The organism is Mycobacterium malmoense, assembly GCF_019645855.1.
GTDB lineage: Bacteria > Actinomycetota > Actinomycetes > Mycobacteriales > Mycobacteriaceae > Mycobacterium > Mycobacterium malmoense.
In genome coordinates this window covers 3771805-3794109 of sequence record NZ_CP080999.1, presented here as the reverse complement: position 1 = coordinate 3794109, position 22305 = coordinate 3771805, and the positions used below count along the sequence as shown (strand labels likewise).

The following is a 22305-nucleotide window of genomic DNA, read 5'->3' as shown; positions in this document are numbered from 1 at the left end:
TGGGCAGCGTCGTTGCGGCCCCAATAACTACCCGATACCCAGCCTAGTGTTCGGTCACACTCCTGCGGCTAAGCGGTTACTTGGTGGCCGTGCGAGCTCGGGAATCCTCAGTAAGGTAGTCACGTGTGAAAGCCCTCCGCCGCTTTACCGTCCGTGCTCATTTGCCCGAGCGTCTCGCCGCGCTGAATCAGCTGTCGACCAATCTCCGCTGGTCGTGGGACAAGCCGACGCAGGATCTGTTCGCGACCATCGACCCCGAGCTGTGGGAGCGGTGCGGCTTTGATCCGGTGGCGTTGCTGGGCGCGGTGACTCCGGCCCGGCTCGATGAGTTGGCGCTCGACGAAGGCTTCCTGGGCCGGCTTGACGGGCTGGCGGCCGAGCTGAACGACTACCTGACCCGTCCGCTGTGGTATCAGCAGCGACAGGCCGAAGGCTCCGACACCGAGGCAATGCCGGTCGCCATCGCGTACTTCTCCATGGAGTTCGGCGTTGCCGAGGTGTTGCCAAATTACTCGGGGGGCTTGGGGATTCTCGCCGGTGACCACCTGAAGTCGGCGTCCGATCTGGGGGTTCCGCTGGTTGCGGTGGGCCTCTACTACCGCTCCGGGTACTTCCGGCAGTCGCTGACCGCCGACGGCTGGCAGAACGAGACCTACCCGTCGCTGGACCCGCAAGGGCTGCCGTTGCGGCTGCTCACCGATGCGGCCGGCGATCCCGTGCTGGTCGAGCTGACGTTTCCCGAATCCGCACGGCTGCGGGCCCGGATCTGGGTCGCGCAGGTGGGCCGTGTTCCGCTGCTCCTGCTGGATTCTGATGTGCCGGAAAACGAGCACGAGCTGCGCGGCGTCACCGACCGCCTCTACGGCGGCGATCAGGAACACCGGATGAGGCAAGAGATCCTGGCCGGCATCGGCGGCGTCCGGGCGATCCGCGCGTTCACCGCCATCGAAGGGTTGCCGGCGCCCGAGGTATTTCACATGAACGAGGGGCACGCCGGGTTCCTCGGTACCGAACGCATTCGCGAGCTGATCACCGAGGCCGGATTGGACTTCGACACCGCCCTGACGGTCGTGCGGTCCAGCACCGTGTTCACCACCCACACCCCCGTGCCCGCCGGTATCGACCGGTTTCCGGTGGACATGGTGCGGCGCTACTTCGACGACCACCAAGCCGACCCCCACAATGGCGATCCCGGCGAGAATGCCGGTGCCACCGCGCCCGCGCTGCTGCCGGGAGTACCGACCGCCCGGATCATCGCGCTCGGCGCCGAGGACGATCCGGCCAAGTTCAACATGGCTCACATGGGTCTGCGCCTCGCGCAGCGGGCCAACGGTGTCTCGCTGCTGCACGGCCGGGTGAGCCGGGCCATGTTCAACGAGCTGTGGCCCGGATTCGACCCGGGCGAGGTGCCGATCGGGTCCATCACCAACGGGGTGCACGCGCGCACCTGGGCGGCGCCGCAATGGTTGCAGCTGGGGCGCGAGCTGTCCGGCTCGGACTCGTTCGCCGACCCCGGCGTCTGGCTGCGACTGCAGCAGGTCGACCCGGGTCATCTGTGGTGGATCCGATCGCAACTGCGGTCATTGCTGATCGAGGACGTCCGGCTGCGGTTGCGCCGCTCCTGGCTGGATCGTGGTGCATCGGATGCCGAACTGGGTTGGATATCAACGGCATTCGATCCGGACGTGCTTACCATCGGGTTTGCTCGGCGGGTGCCGACCTACAAGCGGCTGACGCTGATGCTGCACGATCCGGAGCGGCTGGAACGGCTGCTGCTCAACGAGGAAAAACCGATCCAGCTGATCGTCGCCGGGAAATCGCACCCCGCCGACGACGGAGGCAAAGCGCTGATCCAGCAGGTGGTGCGGTTCGCCGACCGGCCGGAGGTGCGGCACCGCATCGCCTTCCTGCCCGACTACGACATGTCGATGGCCCGGCTGCTGTATTGGGGTTGCGACGTCTGGCTGAACAACCCGCTGCGGCCCCTGGAGGCCTGCGGCACGTCGGGGATGAAGAGCGCGCTCAACGGCGGGCTGAACCTGTCCATCCGCGACGGCTGGTGGGACGAATGGTACGACGGCGAAAACGGTTGGGCGATACCGTCCGCCGACGGTGTGGCCGACGAGGACCGTCGCGACGACCTGGAGTCCAGCGCGCTCTACGACCTGCTGGAGCAAGCGGTGGCGCCGAAGTTCTACGAGCGCGATGAGCACGGCGTGCCGCCCCGGTGGATCGAGATGGTGCGCCACACCCTGCAGACCCTCGGCCCGAAGGTGCTGGCGTCCCGCATGGTGCGTGACTACGTCGAGCAGTACTACACGCCGGCGGCGCAATCGCTGCGCAAGACGGTCGCGGCCGGCATGGAGGGCGGCGGCGAATTCGGCGCCGCCCGGGAGCTGGCCGCCTACCGCCGGCGCGTCGATGAGGCATGGCCGAAGATCGAGATCACCGACGTCGACAGCACGGGCCTGCCGGATACCCCGGTGCTCGGCTCGAAGTTGACCCTGACCGCGACCGTGCAGCTGGCCGGTCTGGTGCCCGACGAGGTCACGGTGCAGGCCATGGTGGGCCGGGTCGACGCCGGCGACGTGCTGCTGGATCCGGTGACCATCGAGATGTCGTATACCGGTGCCGCCGAAGGAGGCAACCAGGTCTTCTCGACGACAACGCCGCTGCCGCTGGCGGGATCGGTCGGGTACACGGTCCGCGTGCTGCCCCACCATCCGATGCTCGCCGCCAGCAACGAGCTGGGTCTGGTCGCCCTCGCCAGGTAGCAGGCCGCTCAGGCCGACAGGCCCTCGGACGCGGTGCGCAGCCGCTGCAGCGCCCCGCGGACCTGCGCCGGGCTGGTGGTCTGCCAGAACGGTGGCAGCGAGGCCCGCAGGTAGCGGCCGTAGCCGGCGGTGACCATCCGGGAGTCGAGCACCGCGACCACTCCGCGGTCGCTGATGCGGCGCAGCAGCCGGCCTGAGCCCTGCGCCAGCAGCAGCGCGGCATGGTTGGCCGCGACGGCCATGAAGCCGTTGCCGCCGCGCGCGGCCACCGCGCGCTGCCGCGCGCCCAGCAGCGGGTCGTCCGGCCGGGGGAACGGGATGCGGTCGATCAGCACCAGTGACAGCGACGGCCCCGGCACGTCGACCCCCTGCCACAGCGACAGCGTGCCGAACAGCGAGGTCTCTTCCTCGGCGCTGAACCGCTCGACCAGCGCGGAGGTGCTGTCGTCGCCCTGACACAACACCGGCGTCGACAGCCGTTCGCGCATGGCCTCGGCGGCGGCCCGGGCGGCCCGCATGGACGAAAACAGCCCGAGCGTGCGCCCGCCGGCCGCGGTGATGAGCTCGGCGATTTCGGTCAGCTGCTCGGCCGAGCCGGTGCCGTCGCGGCCCGGCGGCGGCAGATGGGCGGCCACGTACAGGATTCCGGCCTTCGCGTGCTGAAACGGCGATCCCACGTCGAGGCCGCGCCACGCCGGGTCCTCGCCGGCGGCCGATCCCGTCAGGCCCCACGCCGTGGCCATCGCGTCGAAGGAGCCGCCGATCGTCAGGGTCGCCGACGTCAGCACCGTGGTCGAACGCGTAAACACCCGGTCGCGCAGCAAGCCGGCGACCGACAGCGGCGCCACCCGCAACACCGCGCGCGGCGAACCCCGGTTCTCCTCATGCTCCAGCCAGACCACGTCGGTGCGATCGGGGATGGCGGGGCCAAACGACGTCAGGATCCGCGACGCCGTGTCGGATATCTCGCTCAGTGCCGCAACCGCTTCGGCGCGCGCCGACGCCGCCTTGGCGTCGCTCGTGGTGTCGATCGCCGACCGTGCCGCGCCGGCCACGTCGCGTAGCGCGGTCAGGTAGGTCGCCATTTCGTCGTCGAGGTGGTCGACGCGGCCCGGCTTGATTATTTGCGCCTCGTGGATCGCCGCGGCGAAGTTGGCCGCCGTCGCGTCCAGCCGTTGGGTCAGTTCGGGGTCCACCAATCGGGCGATGCGTCGCGAGACGACGCCGAGGCCGGCCGACGTCAGCTCCGCGGTGGCCACCGACGTCACCCGGTCAACCAGCTCGTGGGCTTCGTCGACCACCAGCAGCGCGTGTTCGGGCAGCACCGCCGATTCGGCGACGGCATCGATGGCCAGCAGCGCGTGATTGGTGACGACAACGTCAGCGCGGCCGGCCTCACCTCTGGCCCGTTCCGAGAAGCATTCGGAACCGAACGGGCAGCGGGCCACGCCGAGGCATTCCCGCGCGGAAACGCTGACCTGGGACCAGGACCGGTCCGGTACCCCGGGCTTCAGGTCGTCGCGGTCGCCGGATTCGGTCGTCGACGCCCAGGCGGTGAGCCGTTGCACGTCGCGGCCCAGCGCGGTGACCGCCATCGGGTCGAAGAGGTCTTCCTGCGGCCGTTCGTCCTGCGCGTCCGGCTCACCCGCGGCACCGTTATGGATCTTGTTCAGGCACAAGTAGTTTCGTCGCCCCTTCAGCAGCGCGAACCGCGGGTGGCGGGGCAGTGCGGCGGCGAGCGAATCGGCCAGCCGGGGCAGGTCGCGATCGACCAGCTGGCGCTGCAGCGCGATCGTGGCCGTCGACACGACGACGGGCGAGTCGTCGCTGAGCGAGCGGACGATCGCGGGAACCAGATAGGCCAGCGACTTGCCGGTGCCGGTGCCGGCCTGCACGACGAGGTGCTCACCGGTGTCGAAGGCGCGCGCGACGGCGGCGGCCATCTCCTGCTGGCCGCCGCGCTCGCTGCCGCCGAGCGCGGCCACGGCGATGGCAAGCAGCTCGGACACGGAGACGTCGGACGTGGTTACTTCCTTTGCTTGTCGGGCGCTTGTCGGGCGCTTATCGGGTGCGTGTCGGGCGGTGCTAACCCCGTCCGGCCGGGATCTGCGTGGTCGGGATCGCGGGCTCCCCGTGCGATAAGTTCAAACCCTCCCACGGCAGGCTGCGCAGCCCGGACGCGACCAGCTTCCGCGCCGCCGCCAGGTCGCGACCGCCGACGTCGGCGACGACGTCGCCGCCGCGCACCAGCGGGATGGTCAACACGCGGGCTGGCTCGGCGGTATCCGGCGGACGGCCCGCGGGATACACGACCTCCTCGGTGATGGTGCCCGTCGGGCGCGCGAGGCGCAGCGCCTCCTTGTGGCCGCCGTTGGATTGCTTGCGGCTGCTGCGCTTCCGTACCGGCATGCCGTCCACTTCGACCAGCTTGTAGACCATGTTGGCGGTCGGGGCGCCCGAGCCGGTCACCAGCGACGTGCCGACGCCGTAGCTATCCACCGGCTCGGCGCGCAGCGCGGCGATGGAGAACTCGTCCAGATCGCCGGACACCACGATGCGGGTCTGGGTGGCTCCTAAACGGTCGAGTTGCTCGCGCACCTGGCGGGCCAGCGCTCCCAGCTCGCCGGAGTCGATGCGGACCGCGCCGAGCCCGGCACCGGCGGCGGCCACGGCATTGGCTACGCCGGCCGTCACGTCGTAGGTGTCCACCAGCAGCGTGGTGTCGGTGCCCAGCGCGTCGACCTGCGCACGAAACGCCGCGAGTTCCGTCATCCCGGGGGGATCGTCCCGCTGAGCGTGCAGCATGGTGAACGCGTGCGCCGAGGTGCCCTCGGTGGGTATTCCGTATCGCCGCTGGGCCTCTAGGTTGGACGATCCCGCGAAGCCGGCAATGTAGGCGGCGCGGGCCGCCGCGACCGCGGCGCGCTCGTGGGTTCGGCGCGATCCCATCTCGATCAGCGGGCGTTCCCCGGCGGCGCTGACCATTCGTGCCGCCGCGGAGGCAACCGCGGTGTCGTGGTTGAAGATCGACAGCGCCAGCGTTTCGAGCACCACGCATTCGGCGAAGCTGCCGCTCACCGAAAGCACCGGCGACCCAGGGAAGTACAGCTCGCCTTCGGCGTAGCCGTCGATGTCGCCGCCGAACCGGAAATCGCGCAGGTACCGCACCGTGTCCGGGTCCAGGAATTGCGCCAGCAACCGGCACGCGTCGTCGTCGAACCTGAACTGCGGCAAGGCTTCCAGCAGCCGGCCGGTCCCGGCGACCACCCCGTAACGGCGACCCTCGGGGAGGCGGCGGGCGAACAGTTCGAACGTGGTCCGGCGCTTGGCGGTGCCGTCGTGCAGCGCCGCCGCCAGCATGGTCAACTCGTATTTGTCGGTCAGCAGCCCGGCCAGGACCGGCTCGTTCATCCCGCAACGGTAACGGCTGGCGGCGCCGGGCCCGAGTCTCGGTATCGTGTAGGGCATGGTTGTTGCGTCAGCGCCCACTGAGCCGAAGTTAAGGCCGGGCACTACCGGGCAACGCGAGTCCGCTCCGGTAGACGTCACGGCCAGGCCGTGGGTCACCATCGTGTGGGACGACCCGGTCAACCTGATGACGTACGTGACGTACGTCTTCCAGAAGTTGTTCGGCTACAGCGAGCCGCATGCCACCAAGTTGATGCTGCAGGTACACAACGAGGGTAAGGCGGTGGTGTCGGCCGGTAGCCGGGAGTCCATGGAAGTCGACGTGTCCAAGCTGCACGCCGCCGGTTTGTGGGCGACGATGCAGAAGGACCGGTGAGAAGCGAGGACATCCGGGATTTCTTGTGCGCAAGTGGAAGCGCGTCGAGACCGCCGACGGTCCCCGTTTTCGGTCCTCCTTGGCTTCTCATGAAGCCGCCCTGCTGCAAAACCTCGTCGGCGCGATGATCGGCTTGCTCAATGAACGCGAATCTTCCGCGCCGACAGACGAACTCGAGGAAATCACCGGCATAAAGACCGGAAACGCGGCGGCCCCGTCGGACCCGACGCTGCGCCGGCTGCTGCCGGATTTCTTCAAACGCGACGACGACCCCTCGGCCCCCGATGTCGCCGCCAGCCTCAACGCCGCGCTGCGCAGCCTGCACGAGCCGGAGATCATCGACGCCAAACGTGTTGCCGCACAGCGGTTATTGGATAGCGTTCCGGACAACGGCGGCCGGTTCGAGCTGACCGAGGACGACGCGAATGCCTGGGTCGCGGCGGTCAACGACATCCGGCTGACGCTGGGAGTGATGCTCGAGATCGGGCCGGAGGGGCCGGATCGCCTGCCGGCCGGCGATCCGCTGGCCGTGCACTTCGACGTCTACCAGTGGCTGACCGTCCTGCAGGAATATCTGGTGCTGGCGTTGATGAAGAAGCCGGCCGGATGAACGCCATCACCGACGTCGGGGGCATCCGCGTCGGCCACTATCACAGGCTCGACCCGGACGCATCGTTCGGCGCCGGCTGGGCCTGCGGCGTGACGGTCGTGCTGACCCCGCCGGGGACCGTCGGCGGCGTCGATTGCCGCGGCGGTGCGCCCGGCACCCGGGAGACCGATCTGCTGGACCCGGCCAACACCGTGCGGTTCGTCGACGCGGTGTTGCTGGCCGGCGGCAGCGCCTACGGCCTGGCGGCCGCCGACGGCGTCATGCGCTGGCTTGAGGAACACGAACGTGGCGTGGCCATGGACGGCGGCGTGGTCCCCGTCGTGCCTGCCGCGGTGATCTTCGACCTGCCAGTCGGTGGCTGGGACCGCCGCCCGACGGCCGAGTTCGGCTACGCCGCATGTGAGGCCGCCACCGGCGGCGACGGCGTGGTGGGCACGGCCGGAGCCGGCGTGGGGGCGCGGGCCGGCGTCCTCAAAGGCGGCATCGGGACGGCATCGACCGTGCTGCCGTCCGGCGCCACCGTCGGTGCGCTCGTCGTCGTGAATTCCGCCGGGGACGTCGCCGACCGGGCGACCGGGCTGCCGTGGATGGCCGACTTGATCGAAGAATTCGGGCTGGTGCCACCGCCGGTCGGGCAGATCGACGCGCTCGCGCGGCTGCCCTCTCCGCTGGAGCCGCTCAACACGACGATCGCGGTGGTCGCCACCGACGCGTTGCTGAGCCCGGCCGCGTGCCGGCGGGTCGCGATCGCCGCCCACGACGGCCTGGCCCGCACCATCCGGCCCGCGCACACCCCGCTGGACGGTGACACGGTGTTCGCGCTGGCCACCGGGGCGGTCGAGGTGCCACCGCCGGCCCATACGAACACGGTGCCCGCGGCGTTCTCTCCCGAGACGCGGTTGGTCACCGAGGTGGGCGCGGCCGCGGCCGACTGCCTGGCACGCGCGGTGCTGGCCGGGGTGCTCGCCGCGGAGTCGGTCGCCGGAATACCGACCTACCGCGACACGTTGCCCGGAGCATTCGCGAGAGGGAGTAGCTGACGTGCTGGTGATCCGCGCCGACCTGGTTGAGGCGATCGTGGCCCACGCGCGCCGCGACCACCCCGACGAAGCGTGCGGGGTACTGGCCGGTCCGGAGGGCTCCGATCGTCCCGAGCGGCACATCCCGATGCTCAACGCGGAACGCTCGCCGACGTTCTACCGCTTTGACTCCGGCGAGCAGCTCAAGGTGTGGCGGGCGCTCGACGAGGCCGATGAGGTCCCGGTCGTCATCTATCACTCGCACACCGCGACCGAGGCCTACCCGAGTCGCACCGACGTGAGCCTGGCCGCCGAGCCCGACGCGCACTACGTGCTGGTGTCCACCCGCGACCCGGACCGCCACGAGCTGCGCAGCTACCGCATCGTCGACGGCGCCGTCACCGAAGAATCCGTCACCATCGTCGAGAAGTATTCGGAAAGGTCCGCATGAGCGTCACCGTGTCCATCCCGACCATCCTGAGGCCGCACACCGGCGGCGAGAAGCGCGTCGCGGCCAGCGGCGACACGCTGGGTGCGGTCATCGACGACCTGGAGGCCAACTACTCCGGCATCTCCGAGCGCCTGATCGACCCGTCTTCCCCAGGCAAGCTGCATCGCTTCGTGAACGTCTACGTCAACGACGAGGACGTGCGATTCTCCGGCGGCCTGGATACCGCGATCGCCGACGGCGACTCGGTCACCATCCTGCCCGCGGTGGCGGGCGGGTAAGCGGAGCGCATGACGCGCTACGACTCGCTGTTAGAGGCGTTGGGCAACACGCCGCTGGTCGGCCTGCGGCGGCTGTCGCCGCGCTGGGAGGACGGGCCGGACGGTCCGCACGTGCGGCTGTGGGCCAAGCTCGAGGACCGCAACCCGACCGGGTCGATCAAGGATCGGCCGGCCCTGCGGATGATCGAGCAGGCCGAGCGGGACGGGCTGCTGGCGCCCGGCGCGACGATCCTCGAGCCCACCAGCGGCAACACCGGCATCTCGCTGGCGATGGCCGCCCGGTTGAAGGGGTACCGGCTGATCTGCGTGATGCCCGAGAACACCTCGGTGGAACGGCGTCAGCTGCTGGAGCTCTACGGCGCGCGGATCGTCTTCTCGCCGGCCGAGGGCGGGTCGAACACCGCGGTGGCCACCGCCAAGCAGCTGGCCGCGGCCAACCCGTCGTGGGTCATGCTGTACCAGTACGGCAATGCCGCCAACACCGACTCGCACTACCACGGCACCGGCCCCGAGCTGCTGGCCGACCTGCCCGAGATCACCCACTTCGTCGCCGGCCTGGGCACCACCGGGACCCTGATGGGCACCGGCCGGTTCCTGCGCGAGCGCGTGCCCGGCGTCAAGATCGTGGCCGCCGAGCCCCGCTACGGCGAGGGGGTGTACGCGCTGCGCAACATCGACGAGGGCTTCGTGCCCGAACTGTATGACCCGGACGTCCTGACCACCCGGTACTCGGTCGGCGCGGGCGACGCCGTGCGCCGCACCCGGGAACTGGTGGACGCCGAGGGCATCTTTGCCGGCATCTCGACCGGCGCCGTGCTGCACGCCGCCCTCGGCGTCGCGGCGAAGGCCCTCAAGGCGGGCGAGCGCGCCGACATCGCCTTCGTCGTCGCCGACGCCGGCTGGAAGTACCTGTCCACCGGCGCCTATGCCGGTAGCCTGGACGATGCCGAAAACGCTCTAGAAGGGCAGCTATGGGCATGACCCCGCGCCGTCGACGATGCAGAGCGCAGCGATGAGTAGGAGCGGCGCGTAGTGACCGGGCCAGCGACACCGACGAAAAAGCGACCCCAATGGATGGTCGGCGGCGCCACGATCCTCACCTTCGTGGCGTTGCTGTACCTCGTCGAGCTGATCGATCAGCTGACGCACCATTCGCTGGACCGCAACGGCATCAGGCCGTGGGAGGCCGACGGGCTGTGGGGGATCATCTGGGCGCCGTTCCTGCACGCGAGCTGGACACACCTGTTCGCCAACACGGTCCCCGCGCTGGTGTTGGGGTTTTTGATGACGCTGGCCGGCATGTCCCGATTCGTCTGGGCCACCGTGATCGTGTGGATCGTCGGCGGTCTCGGCACCTGGCTCATCGGCAACTGGGGCGGCTGCCGCTTTGAGTCCGACCACATCGGGGCCTCGGGCCTCATCTTCGGCTGGCTGACGTTCCTGCTGGTCTTCGGGATATTCGTGCGCAGGTTCTGGGACGTCATCACCGGCCTGGTGGTGCTGTTCGCCTACGGCGGGATCCTCGTCAGCGCCGTGCCCGTCCTCGACAAATGCGGCGGCGTGTCCTGGCAGGGCCACCTGTGCGGTGCGCTCGCGGGCGTCCTGGCCGCCTATATCTTGTCCGGCCCCGAACGCAAGGCTCGCGCACGGCGGCCGACGACATGAGCTCGCCGTTGGCGCCCGTCGGGGTCTTCGACTCCGGCGTCGGGGGATTGACCGTCGCGCGGGCCATCATCGACCAACTGCCCGACGAGGACATCGTCTACGTCGGCGACACCGCCAACGGCCCCTACGGCCCGCTCACCATTTCCGAGGTCCGCGCGCACGCCCTGGCCATCGGTGACGACCTGGTCGACCGCGGCGTCAAGGCGTTGGTGATCGCCTGCAACACCGCGTCCGCGGCGTGCCTGCGGGACGCCCGCGAGCGCTACCACGTGCCCGTCGTCGAGGTGATCCTGCCCGCGGTGCGCCGCGCGGTCGCCACCACTCGCAACGGCCGCATCGGCGTGATCGGAACGCGGGCGACCATCAACTCGCACGCCTATCAGGACGCGTTCGCCGCCGCCCGCGACACCGAGATCACCGCGGTGGCCTGCCCGCGGTTCGTCGACTTCGTCGAGCGCGGCGTGACCAGCGGTCGTCAGGTGCTCGGACTGGCCGAGGGCTATCTCGAGCCGCTGCAGCGCGCCCGGGTCGACACGCTGGTGCTGGGGTGCACGCACTATCCGCTGCTGTCCGGGCTGATCCAACTGGCGATGGGCGAACACGTGACGTTGGTGTCGAGCGCCGAGGAAACCGCCAAGGAAGTGGTTCGGGTGCTCACCGAGCGGGAGTTGCTGCGGCCGCACCCGGACGATCCCGACGCCGCCCCGCCTTCCCGCGTCTTCGAAGCCACCGGCGATCCCGAGGCGTTCACCAAACTGGCGGCGCGATTCCTGGGTCCGGCGGTGACCGGCGTGCAGCCCGTCGGCCAATCCCGCGTGCGCTAGGTCGCGACGAGATTCTGGTCACATCAATGCGGTGATGTTTTCTACATCGTGGTATCGGGCATGGCACAGTAGTGTCCGTGCGAATAACCGTGCTCGGCTGCTCGGGCAGCGTGGTGGGCCCGGATTCGCCCGCGTCCGGTTATCTGCTTCGGGCCCCGGACACTCCGCCGCTGGTTCTCGACTTCGGCGGGGGCGTGCTGGGCGCGCTGCAGCGCTACGCCGATCCCGGTTCGGTGAACGTGCTGTTGTCTCATCTGCACGCCGACCACTGCTTGGACATGCCGGGCCTGTTCGTCTGGCGTCGCTACCACCCGTCGCGCCCCGCCGGTAAGGCGTTGCTGTACGGCCCGAGCGACACCTGGTCGCGGTTGGGGGCCGCGTCGTCGCCCTATGGCGGGGAGATCGACGACTGCTCGGACATTTTCGATGTTCGTCACTGGGTCGACGGCGAGCCGGTGAAATTCGGTGCGCTCACGGTGGTGCCGCGGGTGGTGGCGCACCCCACCGAGTCGTACGGCCTGCGGATCACCGATCCCAGCGGTGCCTCATTGGTCTACAGCGGCGACACCGGCGTCTGCGATCAGCTCGTCGAATTGGCCCGCGACGCCGACGTTTTCCTGTGCGAGGCCTCCTGGACACACGCGCCGGATCGTCCGCCCGCCCTGCACCTGTCGGGCACGGAGGCCGGCAGGACGGCGGCGCGGGCCGGCGCTCGCGAGCTGCTGCTGACCCATATCCCGCCGTGGACTTCGCGCGAGGACGTAATCAGCGAGGCCAAGGCCGAGTTCGACGGTCCCGTGCACGCGGTGGTCTGCGGCGAGACGTTCGATGTCCGCCGCTCTGAAAGGGTCTGAGCCAGCCGCGTTAGGGTTGCCGGGTGTCCAAACGAGAAGACGGCCGCCTTGACGACGAGCTTCGCCCCGTAGTCATCACCCGCGGATTCACCGATCACCCGGCGGGTTCGGTACTGATCGAATTCGGTCACACCAAGGTCATGTGCACCGCCAGCGTCACCGAGGGGGTGCCACGCTGGCGCAAGGGCTCGGGTCTGGGGTGGCTGACCGCGGAATACGCGATGCTGCCGTCGGCCACCCACACGCGCTCCGACCGGGAATCGGTGAAGGGCCGGCTTAGCGGGCGCACCCAGGAGATCAGCCGGCTGATTGGCCGGTCGCTGCGGGCGTGCATCGACCTGGCGGCGTTGGGGGAGAACACCATTGCCGTCGACTGTGACGTGTTGCAGGCCGACGGCGGCACCCGCACGGCGGCCATCACGGGCGCCTACGTCGCGTTGGCCGACGCCGTGACCTACCTGTCGGCGGCGGGCAAGCTGTCGGATCCGCGGCCGCTGTCGTGTGCCATCGCGGCGGTCAGCGTCGGCGTCGTCGACGGCAGGATCCGGGTGGACTTGCCCTATGAGGAAGACTCGCGCGCCGAGGTCGACATGAACGTCGTGGCCACCGACACCGGGACCCTCGTGGAGGTTCAGGGCACCGGCGAGGGGGCGACGTTCCCGCGGTCGACGCTGGACAAATTGCTCGACGTGGCGCTGGGCGCCTGCGACACATTGTTTGCCGCACAGCGCCAGGCGCTGGCGTTGCCCTATCCGGGTGTGCTGCCCGACGGGCCCCCGCCGCCGAAGGCGTTCGGCAGCTGACAGTGCCTGATGGTGACGACCCACTGCGCCCGGCTTCGCCGCCCTCGCGATCGTCACGGCTGCTGGTTGCCAGTCGCAACCCCAAGAAGCTGATGGAACTGCGCCGGGTGCTCGACGGCGCCGGCCTGTCGGGGCTGACGCTGGTGTCGCTGAACGACGTGGCGCCGTTCGACGAACCGCCCGAAACCGGTGCGACCTTCGAGGACAACGCGTTGGCCAAGGCCCGGGATGCGTTCGCCGCGACGGGTCTTCCGAGCGTGGCCGACGACTCGGGTTTGGAGGTGGCCGCGCTGGGCGGCATGCCCGGCGTGCTGTCGGCGCGCTGGTCGGGCAACCACGGCGACGACGCCGCCAACACCGCGCTGCTGCTGGCCCAGTTGCGCGACGTCCCCGACGAACGGCGCGGGGCGGCGTTCGTCTCCGCGTGCGCGCTGGTGTCGGCATCCGGCGAAGTCGTCGTCCGTGGTGAATGGCCCGGCACCATTGCCCGCGAACCGCGCGGCGACGGCGGGTTCGGCTATGACCCGGTGTTTATTCCCGACGGATACCGCCGCACGGCCGCCGAGCTCAGCCCGGCGGAGAAGGACGCGGTCTCGCATCGTGGTCGGGCGCTGGCGCTGCTGGTGCCGGCGCTGAAAGCGCTTGCCTGACCCGCGCGTTAGCCCAGCCCGACCCAGGCCACACCAGTCTCGACGGAGAGGCGACCAACGATGTGCCCGCCTAATAGCGACAATCCGTTGCGCCCCTTGCGTTGTCGCGCGTAGGTGGCCGCTACGCGTGTCGTGCCCGAGGGGACCGCCGTGGCAGGTGTGACTCAAAGACCGAAGCGAGCCTTGACGTCCTTGCTCTGGAAGTGCTCGACGATGATGCCCAGCAGCGGAATGGTCCCGGCCAGCAGCACGCCGACCGTCTTGAGAATTGGCCAGCGCACCTTGACCGCCAAGTTGAATGCCGCCAACACGTAGATGAAGTACACCCAGCCGTGGACCACCTCGATCCACCGGATCTCGTGGTGGAAGGCCAGATGCGAGACGATCTCGTAGCACAGTGCGATGAGCCAGAGACCCGTCGTCCACGCCATGATCCGGTAGCCGAGCAACGCGGTGCGGATCTTGTCGACGGGGAATGCGGGCGCTGATGCTTCGGGTGTCTCGGGTGTGGTCATGCGGTGGTCCTGTTCTGTTACTCGGCGTCTTTCTTGGCGAGCTCGGCCAGGTAGGCGTTGTACTCCTGCAGCGCGGGATCCTCGGGCGGCTGCGGCGCGGGCTTGGGCCGCTCGGGCAGCAGCCCGGCGGGGATCTCGGTCAGCCCGCCGCTCTTCCGCGGGTCTGGGGGCTCCTCTTCGTAGCGGACGAACTTGCGGTACGCATAGACACAGAACCAGGCGAACAGCGGCCACTGCAACGCGTAGCCAAGATTCTGGAACGTACCCGAAACCGACTGAAACCTGGTCCACTGCCACCAACCCAAGGCCAGGCAGGCGCAGGCCGCGATGATCACCAAAGCGATCAGCGCGGGCCTGCGATGGCGCTTCCTAAGAGCCTGCGTGGACACCCCTTGACGGTACCGTGCGGCGGCATTCACGATTTAGGCCCGACGAATTCGTTGAGACGCGCCACCGCCTTCCGGTATATGGAGATGATGCACCGGCTCGACCGCGTCCATCGGACTCCAAGGTGGTCGAGCAACACGTTTCGCCCAGGCATGAAGCGTTAGGATCGCTAGGCGCGCGGGCGTGGCGAAATGGAAAACGCGCCGGTTTTAGGTGCCGGTGCTCGAAAGAGCTTGAGGGTTCGAGTCCCTCCGCCCGCACGCCTTGTCGACGTTACGCATCCAAAAAGCGGGCGCGGACCTCCTGAGGGGGCAGCGGACAACTCTCGTACTTGCCGAAGACGCGATAGCGGATATCGGCGAATCTGTCGTAGAGCCAGTCGCGAAGGGGAGCCGGTATGACGCGGGCAACCTTGAGCAGCTTCCACGGCCCGCCAAGGTAATCCGCCACGCGTAACGCGGCCGCCGATCGCGCGGCCACCCGTTCGGCGGGCTGGCCGGGTTCATCGACAAACACCATGGAGTCGACGTTGTGGATAGCCGGGTGGCGATCGACGATCGCTCGGGCGAAGTCGCTGTCGAGGGCGACAAAGCGCAGGGCGCCGTCGGGATCGAACCGAAGCACCGTCCGCACGGCCCGGTTGCAGAAGCCGCAGACACCGTCGTACAGCAGCACCGGTGCCACCTGCGTCTCCACGCGACCCAGGCTACTGACCGACGGCACCGCGGCGCCGCCGCCGTGGATACCCGAGGTTGACGGAAGGTAAGGCAACCCTTAGTTTGTGGGGGTAACTTACCGAGTCGGAGTGTGGTGCCGGATGCAGTCGGTGGCGTCTCGCCAGGGAGGGCGGCCCGCGCTCATCGCGGTGGACGACGTCGTCCGAGTGGGCCGCGAGCTCGGCATGCAACGGCTGAGCGTCAACGCGGTCGCACTGGGGCTCGGCGTATCGGCGACCGCCCTGTACCGGCACGTCGAAGGCAGGTGGGAGCTCGAACGCCTGATCGGCGAAAGCCTGCTCGCCGAACTCGAGCTGCGCGAGGACCCGACGGCGGACACCGAGCAGCACCTGCTGTCGTTCGGCCTGCAGCTGCGGGACTTCACCGCCGAGCACCCGGGACTCGCGTCCTATCTTCAGGTGCTGTTTCCGCGCGGCGATGCCGGCGCTCGGTTGTTGGCCACCGAAGTCCGGGCGCTGAGCCGGCGCGGATACCCCGCCGACGCGGCCATGATGTTGAGCAGCGCCGTCGCCACCCTGGCGATCAGCCTGGCCGCGCGGGAAGAGAGCAACACCAACGCAACCGGCGGAGACCAGGCCCCTGGCTTCGCGGTGGAGCGCGACGCCGCCGCCGACCGGTTGGCCGGCGACGCGCAGCTGGGTGCGGCTCACGCCGGGTTGCCGCAGCTGTCGAGTTCAGAATTCGTGCGGCTGTTGCTGGCCGCATCCATACGGGGTTTGGTCGCGGCGATTCCGCCGGGCCGGCCGATCGGCGAGGTCGTGGCGGAATTGAGCGCCACGGGAGAGGACCGCTGATGGCACGCGGGTTCCAGGGTGTGGTACTGCGGAGTTTCGGCGCCCGCGACCACACCGCGACGGTCATCGAAACCGTCCGCATCGCACCACATTTCGTACGGGTACGGATGCAATCACCGACCCTGTTCGAGGACGCGGAGGCCGAACCCGCGGCGTGGCTACGGTTCTGGTTTCCCGACCCGGACGGGTCCGACACCGAATTCCAGCGCGCCTACACGATCTCCGAGGCGGACGTCCCCGCCGGCCGCTTCGCGGTCGACGTCGTGCTGCACGACCCGGCCGGACCGGCGTCGCATTGGGCGCGCACCGTGCAGCCTGGCGCCACGATCGCGGTCATGTCGCTGATGGGCTCGTCACGTTTCGACATACCCGACGAGCAGCCGGTCGGGTATCTGTTGATCGGCGACTCGGCGTCGATCCCGGGCATGAACGGGATCGTCGGAACCGTCCCCGACGACGTCCCGATCGAGATGTACCTCGAGCAGCACGACGACAACGACACGCTGATCCCGATCGCGCAGCATCCTCGGCTGCGGGTGCATTGGGCTGCGCGCCGCGACGAGAAATCGCTTGCCGCGGCGATCGAAAGCCGCGACTGGTCCGACTGGTACGCGTGGGCGACGCCCGAAGCGGCGGCGCTCAAACAAGTCCGCAAGCGGCTGCGCGACGACTTCGGCTTTCCTAAGTCGGAAGTTCACGCGCAGGCGTACTGGAACGCCGGCCGCGAGATGGGCACCCGCCGCGATCGCGAATCCGACGCCAGAGGCTCCAGAGATTCCTCTGCCTCCCCAGAGGCCGCCCCGACGCCCACCGGCGGCGAGCCGAATCTGGTTGCGGCACAACCGGAACCCGTGCAACCCGCATCCGAAACGGCGGCGCTGCCCTCCCGCGGCAGCTGGCGCGCCCAGGCCGCTGGCCGATTGCTTGCGCCGCTGCGGTCGGCGCTGATCGTCTCCGGTGTGCTGCAGGCCGTCATAACGCTGTTGCAGCTGGCGCCGTTCGTGCTGCTGGTCGAGCTGGCCCGGCTCCTGGTCTCCGGCGCCGACGCGTCCCGGCTGTGGGCGGTCGGGATCGCGGCCGTTTCGCTGCTCGGGACGGGCACCGTGCTCGGCGCCGGCCTCACGCTGTGGCTGCACGTCGTCGACGCGCGGTTCGCCCGCGACCTGCGTTCGCGGCTGTTGCACAAGCTATCCCGGCTGCCGCTGGGCTGGTTCACCGCCCGAGGGTCAGGCTCGATCAAGCAGTTGGTGCAAGACGACACGCTGTCGTTGCACTACCTGGTCACCCATGCCATCCCGGACGCGGTCGCGGCGGTCGTCGCGCCGGTGGCCGTGCTCGTCTACCTGTTCGTCGTCGACTGGCGGGTGGCGCTGGTCCTGTTCGTGCCGGTCCTGGTCTACCTCGTGATGACGTCGTCCATCATGATTCAATCCGGGCCGCGCATCCCGCAATCGCAGCGATGGGCCGAAAAGATGAACGGCGAGGCCGGCGGCTACCTCGAGGGCCAGCCGGTGATCCGCGTGTTCGGCGGTGCCGCCGCCTCGAACTTCCGGCGCCGGCTCAACGAGTACATCGGATTCCTGGTCGCCTGGCAGCGTCCCCTGTCGGGCAAGAAGACCCTGATGGATCTCGCCACCCGTCCCGCGACGTTCCTGTGGCTCATCGCAGTCACCGGCACCTTGCTGATCGTCTCGAACCGGATGGCGGCGGTGAATCTGTTGCCGTTCCTATTGCTGGGCACCACATTTGGCGCGCGACTGCTAGGCATCGGCTACGGGCTGGGCGGCGTTCGCGCCGGAATGCTGGCGGCGCGGCGCCTCCAGGTCACGCTCGACGAGCCCGAACTGACCGTGCGCGAACCCTCCGAACCCCGCGACGGCGATTCGTCGGCGACGGTGGCCTTCGACAATGTCAGCTTTAGCTACCGGCCCGGCGTGCCGGTGCTGCACGACGTGTCGCTGACGCTGCGCCCTGGCACGGTGACCGCGCTCGTCGGGCCGTCCGGGTCCGGGAAGTCGACGCTGGCCGCGCTGCTGGCCCGCTTCCACGACGTCGGGCAGGGCGCCATACGCGTTGGCGGCCAAGACATTCGATCGATGACCGCCGACGAACTCTACGCGCGGGTCGGTTTCGTGCTGCAGGATACCCAGCTCGTGCACGGCACCGTCGCCGAGAACATCGCGCTGGCCGTTCCGGACGCGGCCGCCGAACAAGTCCAGGCCGCGGCCCGCGCGGCCCAAATCCACGACCGCATAATGCGATTGCCGGAAGGCTACGACACCGTCTTGGGCGCGGGGGCCGGGCTTTCGGGCGGCGAACGCCAACGGCTGACCATCGCCCGGGCGATCCTCGCCGACACCGGAGTCCTGATCCTCGACGAGGCCACGGCATTTGCCGACCCGGAATCGGAATACCTTGTGCAGCAAGCGCTTAACCGGCTGACCCGGGATCGCACCGTGTTGGTGATCGCCCACCGGTTGCACACCGTCACCCGGGCCGACCAGATCGTCGTGCTCGATCACGGCCGTATCACCGAACGCGGAACGCACGACGAGTTGCTCGCCGCCGACGGGCGCTACCGCCGCCTGTGGGAGACCGGCCAGGGCAATCGGATGGCCGCCACCGCGGCTCAGGAGGGCGCCCGATGATCCGCACCTGGATAAGCCTTGTCCCCGCGGATCGCCGCATCAAGGTGGCCGCCTACGCGGCGCTGGCGTTCGCCTCCGTCGTGGTGCGGGCGGCGGGCACGGTGTTGCTGGTCCCGCTGGTGGGGGCGCTGTTCAGCGACGCCCCGCACCGCGCGCTGGGTTGGCTTGGCTGGCTCACCGCCGCGACGGTCACCGGGTGGCTGATCGACACCGCCACCGCGCGGATCGGCTTCGATCTCGGGTTCGCCGTACTCGACCGCAGCCAGCACGATCTGGCGGACCGGCTCCCGAGCGTCCGGCTGGATTGGTTCACCGCCGACAACACCGCGATGGCACGGCAGGCGATCGCCGCGACCGGGCCAGAACTCGTCGGCCTCGTCGTCAACCTGCTGACGCCGCTGATCACCGCGATCTTGTTGCCGGCGGTTATCGCGCTGGCGCTGTTGGCCATCTCGTGGCAGCTCGGCGTGGCCGCGCTGGCCGGTGTGCCGTTGCTGCTGGCCGCGCTGTGGGCGTCGGCGGCCTTCGCGCGCCGGGCCGATGCCGCGGCCGACCAGGCCAACAGGGTCCTCACCGAGCGAATCATCGAGTTCGCCCGGACCCAGCAGGCGTTGCGCGCCGCGCGGCGCGTCGAGCCGGCCCGAAGCCTGGTCGGGTCCGCGCTGGCCTCCCAGCACAGCGCGACGATGCGGTTGCTGGGCATGCAGGTCCCGGGCCAGCTGTTGTTCAGCATGGCCAGCCAGCTGGCCCTCATCCTGCTGGCCGGGGCCACGACGGCGCTGACCGTGACCGGCAGGCTCACGGTGCCCGAGGCCGTCGCCCTGATCGTCGTCATCGCCCGCTATCTGGAGCCGTTCACCACGGTCAGCGAACTGGCGCCGGCGCTGGAGAGTACCCGCGCCACCCTCGGCCGGATCCGTTCGGTGCTCACCGCACCGGCCCTGCCCGCCGGCACCGGCGCGCTGCCCGACGGCACCGCCGCCCCGCGCATCGAATTCGACGACGTCGCATTCAGCTACGGCGGTGCGGGCCATCCGGTGCTCGACGGTGTCAGTTTCACCCTGCAACCGGGAAGCACGACGGCAATTGTCGGGCCTTCCGGCTCCGGCAAGACCACGATCCTGGCCCTGATCGCCGGCCTGCATCGGCCGACCCGCGGCCGTGTGCTCATCGACGAGGTCGATGCCGCGACGCTGGACGCCGAGGCGAGGCGCGCCGCAAGCAGCGTGGTGTTTCAGCATCCCTACCTGTTCCATGGGACGATCCGCGAAAACGTGCTCGTCGGAGACCCCTGCGCCGGCGAGGATCGGTTCGCGCGGGCTGTGGCGCTGGCGCGGGTCGACGAGCTCACCGGCCGGCTGCCGGACGGCGCCGAGACGATCGTCGGCGAAGCCGGCTCGGCGCTCTCGGGCGGCGAGCGGCAAAGGGTCAGCATCGCGCGCGCTCTGCTCAAGGCCGCGCCGATACTGCTGGTCGACGAGGCGGCCAGTGCCCTGGACACCGAGAACGAGGTCGCGGTGGTCGACGCGCTCACGGCCGACCCACAGTCGCGCACCAGGGTGATCGTGGCCCATCGGTTGGGGAGCGTTCGTCATGCCGACCGCGTACTCTTTCTCGACGACGGCCGGGTGGTCGAGGACGGCGCGGTCGACGAATTGCTCACCGCGGGTGGACGTTTCGGCGAGTTTTGGCGCCAGCAGCACGACGCCGCCGAGTGGCGGATCCTCGCCGACTAAACGGGCTGTCTGATCGGGACCGAAGCCGGGTTAGCGTGGCCGGCTGGCGCCCGGCGCGTCGCTGTCAGCCGCGTCCGGTTCCCAGGTTCCCGGCAGCATCGGACTGGTCGGCCCGCCGCCGAACGCGTCGCCGGCGAGGGTCTTCAGTCCAATCGCTTCGGCGGCGCCGTTGGCAGCAACACCGCCGAAGCCCATCGGCCCCGCACCTCCGGTCGACGCGGTGACCGAGGGCTCCTCGGGGGGCGGAGGGCCGGCGTCGACACCGGAGTCCAGATCCATGAACTCATCACCGTAGCCCCTGGACACCGCCCGACGGCGCCGGCGGGCGCGGCGTTTGTCCCGCGCCGACGCCGAAACGGCGGCGGCGGCCGCTGGAACGCCGACGGCCGGCACCCTGGCGCCGGAACTATCGCGCAGTGTGGGCGTGAAGCCCTCGTCGGGGCCTAGACCGGCGACGGCATACGGAACGGCGGGGGCGGCAGCCGACGCCGTGAGCGGGGCCCCGGGCCCGGGTACGGCGACCCCCGCACTCGCCGGCGCCGCAGCGGGCGTCGCCACGGTTGTGGGGACGCCGGTAGCCGCCCAGACCGGTTGATCGACGTGCGCCGCCAGCACCGGCAAGGCGCCCCCCGCGGCAATTCCCGCCGGCACGATCGCCGGCACCAGGAGCTGCGAGCCCACCCCGAGCACCACGCCGAGCGTGGTGGCCAGCAGGGGATCCAGCAGAATTTGAGGGTAGGTGAGGGACGCTCCTATCCAGGAAAACGTCTGCCAAGCCACCGCGAACAGGAACGGACCCCAGGTCACCAACGCCTGCGCCGGATTGGTGAAGAAGTCGGTGACCAGTTTGACGGTGTTACCCAGCGGGTCCTGCAAGAAGTTGATGATCGGGTCGTAGACCTGGTGAGTGAAGTTGATGTAGTCCTGCAGCAGCTCGGAGATGATGTTTGCAAGGTTCAGGTTCGAACCCGAATCGGCGGCCGGCGCCTGCGCCGCCGATTGGGTGAGGTCGGCCGCGCCCTGACTGGCCTCGCCGACCCCGGGCTGCAGCACGGGCGGTGCGGGCGCCGTCGTTGGGGTGGCGGCAACCGCGGCGCCGGCGACCGCCTGATACGTGCCCATGGTGGTGGCCGCCTGAATCCACATCCGGACGTAGTCGGCCTCGTTCAGCGCGATCGGAATGGTGTTGATGCCGAAGAAGTTCGTGACCACCAGCACGGCGTGCGTCGCGTGGTTGAGCGCCAGTTCGGGCAACGTCGGCATGGCGGCCAGCGCGGTGGTGTAAGCGGCGGCCGCCACCTCGTGTTGGCTGGCCGCAAAGGCGCTGTTGGTGCTGGCCTGCGCCAGCCACGCCAGGTATGGCGCGTGGGCGGCGACGTACCGCTGGGCGCTCCGCCCGTCCCAGGCGCCCGCTTGGACGGCGCTGAGCAGGCCGCTGAGTTCGGCTGCCGCGGTGGCGTATTCGTTGCTCAACGATTGCCACGCCCCGGCGGCGGCCAGCAGCGCGCCGGGGCCGGGACCGCTGGACAATAGCGCCGAATGCACCTCCGGCGGCAGCGCCATCCAGATGGGCGCGGTCACGGTAGCCCGCCCGCATGCCGGGTTTCTCGACCCCCTGCAGTCCCGGCGCCCGGCGCCGCCTGACCCGCACGCTGAAACCCGTTGGCGCCCAGGGGGATACCGTGTCGGCCGGTAACCGCCCTCAGTCTGTCAGCGACAATCTCCATGCCTGTTTGTCGGGAATACCAAATCCCGACATCTCCCCGTCCACGTTGA

The 22305-nt window shown here is 69.5% G+C and carries 21 protein-coding genes and 1 tRNA gene; 16 read left to right on the top strand and 6 right to left on the bottom strand.

The features are described from left to right. Window positions 1-125: 125 nt before the first annotated feature. On the top strand, window positions 126-2774 hold the full coding sequence (gene glgP, locus K3U93_RS17400) for an alpha-glucan family phosphorylase (RefSeq protein WP_083010915.1): 2649 nt from the start codon (window positions 126-128) through the stop codon (window positions 2772-2774). Window positions 2775-2782: 8 nt separating this feature from the next. On the opposite strand, the gene K3U93_RS17395 is transcribed toward glgP, so the two are convergent. Both K3U93_RS17395 and K3U93_RS17390 read right to left on the bottom strand, forming a co-directional pair. Further along, a complete protein-coding gene (locus K3U93_RS17395; RefSeq protein ID WP_083010916.1) occupies window positions 2783-4783 on the bottom strand; it encodes an ATP-dependent DNA helicase in 2001 nt (666 codons plus the stop codon). 76 nt (window positions 4784-4859) lie between these two features. Continuing rightward, on the bottom strand, window positions 4860-6242 hold the full coding sequence (locus K3U93_RS17390; protein WP_420915422.1) for a nicotinate phosphoribosyltransferase: 1383 nt from the start codon (window positions 6240-6242) through the stop codon (window positions 4860-4862). Here K3U93_RS17390 and clpS point away from each other — a divergent pair. The 11 genes from clpS (at window position 6241) to K3U93_RS17335 (ending at window position 13712) form a co-directional block, all read left to right on the top strand. Beyond that, window positions 6241-6558, top strand: a complete 318-nt coding sequence (gene clpS, locus K3U93_RS17385) for an ATP-dependent Clp protease adapter ClpS (protein ID WP_071512319.1) — start codon at window positions 6241-6243, stop codon at window positions 6556-6558. The two genes, K3U93_RS17390 and clpS, sit on opposite strands and share 2 nt — an antisense overlap. 25 nt (window positions 6559-6583) lie before the next feature. Continuing rightward, the gene (gene aosR / locus K3U93_RS17380; RefSeq protein WP_071512320.1) at window positions 6584-7168 is read left to right on the top strand and encodes an oxidative stress transcriptional regulator AosR; all 585 of its coding nucleotides are present in this window, start codon (window positions 6584-6586) and stop codon (window positions 7166-7168) included. After that, window positions 7165-8208, top strand: coding sequence for a P1 family peptidase (locus K3U93_RS17375; RefSeq protein ID WP_083010918.1), 1044 nt, complete (start codon window positions 7165-7167; stop codon window positions 8206-8208). Before aosR ends, K3U93_RS17375 begins: the two co-directional genes overlap by 4 nt. Before the next feature lies 1 nt (window position 8209). After that, the gene (locus tag K3U93_RS17370) at window positions 8210-8638 is read left to right on the top strand and encodes a M67 family metallopeptidase (protein WP_071512322.1); all 429 of its coding nucleotides are present in this window, start codon (window positions 8210-8212) and stop codon (window positions 8636-8638) included. Continuing rightward, window positions 8635-8916: a MoaD/ThiS family protein gene (locus K3U93_RS17365; RefSeq protein WP_071512323.1), complete on the top strand. Its 282-nt coding sequence runs from the start codon at window positions 8635-8637 to the stop codon at window positions 8914-8916. Before K3U93_RS17370 ends, K3U93_RS17365 begins: the two co-directional genes overlap by 4 nt. Before the next feature lie 9 nt (window positions 8917-8925). Beyond that, window positions 8926-9897 (top strand): cysteine synthase, encoded by a 972-nt coding sequence (locus K3U93_RS17360; RefSeq protein WP_083010919.1) that lies wholly within the window; start codon window positions 8926-8928, stop codon window positions 9895-9897. Between the two features lie 93 nt (window positions 9898-9990). Further along, complete coding sequence (locus K3U93_RS17355) at window positions 9991-10581, top strand: rhomboid family intramembrane serine protease (RefSeq protein WP_083010920.1); 591 nt, start codon at window positions 9991-9993, stop codon at window positions 10579-10581. After that, complete coding sequence (gene murI / locus K3U93_RS17350; RefSeq protein WP_071512326.1) at window positions 10578-11405, top strand: glutamate racemase; 828 nt, start codon at window positions 10578-10580, stop codon at window positions 11403-11405. Before K3U93_RS17355 ends, murI begins: the two co-directional genes overlap by 4 nt. A 71-nt stretch (window positions 11406-11476) precedes the next feature. Further along, a complete protein-coding gene (locus tag K3U93_RS17345) occupies window positions 11477-12259 on the top strand; it encodes a cyclic nucleotide-degrading phosphodiesterase (protein WP_071512327.1) in 783 nt (260 codons plus the stop codon). A gap of 23 nt (window positions 12260-12282) precedes the next feature. Further along, complete coding sequence (rph, locus tag K3U93_RS17340) at window positions 12283-13062, top strand: ribonuclease PH (RefSeq protein WP_071512328.1); 780 nt, start codon at window positions 12283-12285, stop codon at window positions 13060-13062. Window positions 13063-13154: 92 nt separating this feature from the next. Continuing rightward, window positions 13155-13712 (top strand): non-canonical purine NTP pyrophosphatase, encoded by a 558-nt coding sequence (locus tag K3U93_RS17335; protein ID WP_071512361.1) that lies wholly within the window; start codon window positions 13155-13157, stop codon window positions 13710-13712. Window positions 13713-13876: 164 nt separating this feature from the next. Here the strand turns inward: K3U93_RS17335 and K3U93_RS17330 are convergent, their stop codons facing one another. Next, window positions 13877-14227 (bottom strand): DUF3817 domain-containing protein, encoded by a 351-nt coding sequence (locus tag K3U93_RS17330; RefSeq protein ID WP_071512329.1) that lies wholly within the window; start codon window positions 14225-14227, stop codon window positions 13877-13879. 17 nt (window positions 14228-14244) lie between these two features. After that, window positions 14245-14616: a hypothetical protein gene (locus K3U93_RS17325; protein ID WP_139797013.1), complete on the bottom strand. Its 372-nt coding sequence runs from the start codon at window positions 14614-14616 to the stop codon at window positions 14245-14247. A 175-nt stretch (window positions 14617-14791) separates the two neighbouring features. Here K3U93_RS17325 and K3U93_RS17320 point away from each other — a divergent pair. Further along, window positions 14792-14874: transfer RNA gene (locus K3U93_RS17320), tRNA-Leu, on the top strand. Window positions 14875-14887: 13 nt separating this feature from the next. Here the strand turns inward: K3U93_RS17320 and K3U93_RS17315 are convergent. Further along, window positions 14888-15310 (bottom strand): thiol-disulfide oxidoreductase DCC family protein, encoded by a 423-nt coding sequence (locus K3U93_RS17315; protein WP_230981386.1) that lies wholly within the window; start codon window positions 15308-15310, stop codon window positions 14888-14890. A gap of 121 nt (window positions 15311-15431) precedes the next feature. On the opposite strand from K3U93_RS17315, the gene K3U93_RS17310 reads away from it, so the two are divergent. From K3U93_RS17310 to K3U93_RS17300, 3 genes are read left to right on the top strand one after another with little or no spacing between them, the layout of a single operon-like run. Continuing rightward, a complete protein-coding gene (locus K3U93_RS17310) occupies window positions 15432-16145 on the top strand; it encodes a TetR family transcriptional regulator (protein WP_083010921.1) in 714 nt (237 codons plus the stop codon). Next, complete coding sequence (locus K3U93_RS17305; protein WP_083010922.1) at window positions 16145-18793, top strand: ABC transporter ATP-binding protein/permease; 2649 nt, start codon at window positions 16145-16147, stop codon at window positions 18791-18793. The genes K3U93_RS17310 and K3U93_RS17305 overlap by 1 nt, the downstream gene beginning before the upstream one ends. Then, window positions 18790-20529 (top strand): ABC transporter ATP-binding protein, encoded by a 1740-nt coding sequence (locus K3U93_RS17300; RefSeq protein WP_083010923.1) that lies wholly within the window; start codon window positions 18790-18792, stop codon window positions 20527-20529. Before K3U93_RS17305 ends, K3U93_RS17300 begins: the two co-directional genes overlap by 4 nt. A gap of 30 nt (window positions 20530-20559) precedes the next feature. On the opposite strand, the gene K3U93_RS17295 is transcribed toward K3U93_RS17300, so the two are convergent. After that, window positions 20560-22110, bottom strand: coding sequence for a PPE family protein (locus tag K3U93_RS17295; protein WP_139797014.1), 1551 nt, complete (start codon window positions 22108-22110; stop codon window positions 20560-20562). Window positions 22111-22305: the final 195 nt, after the last annotated feature.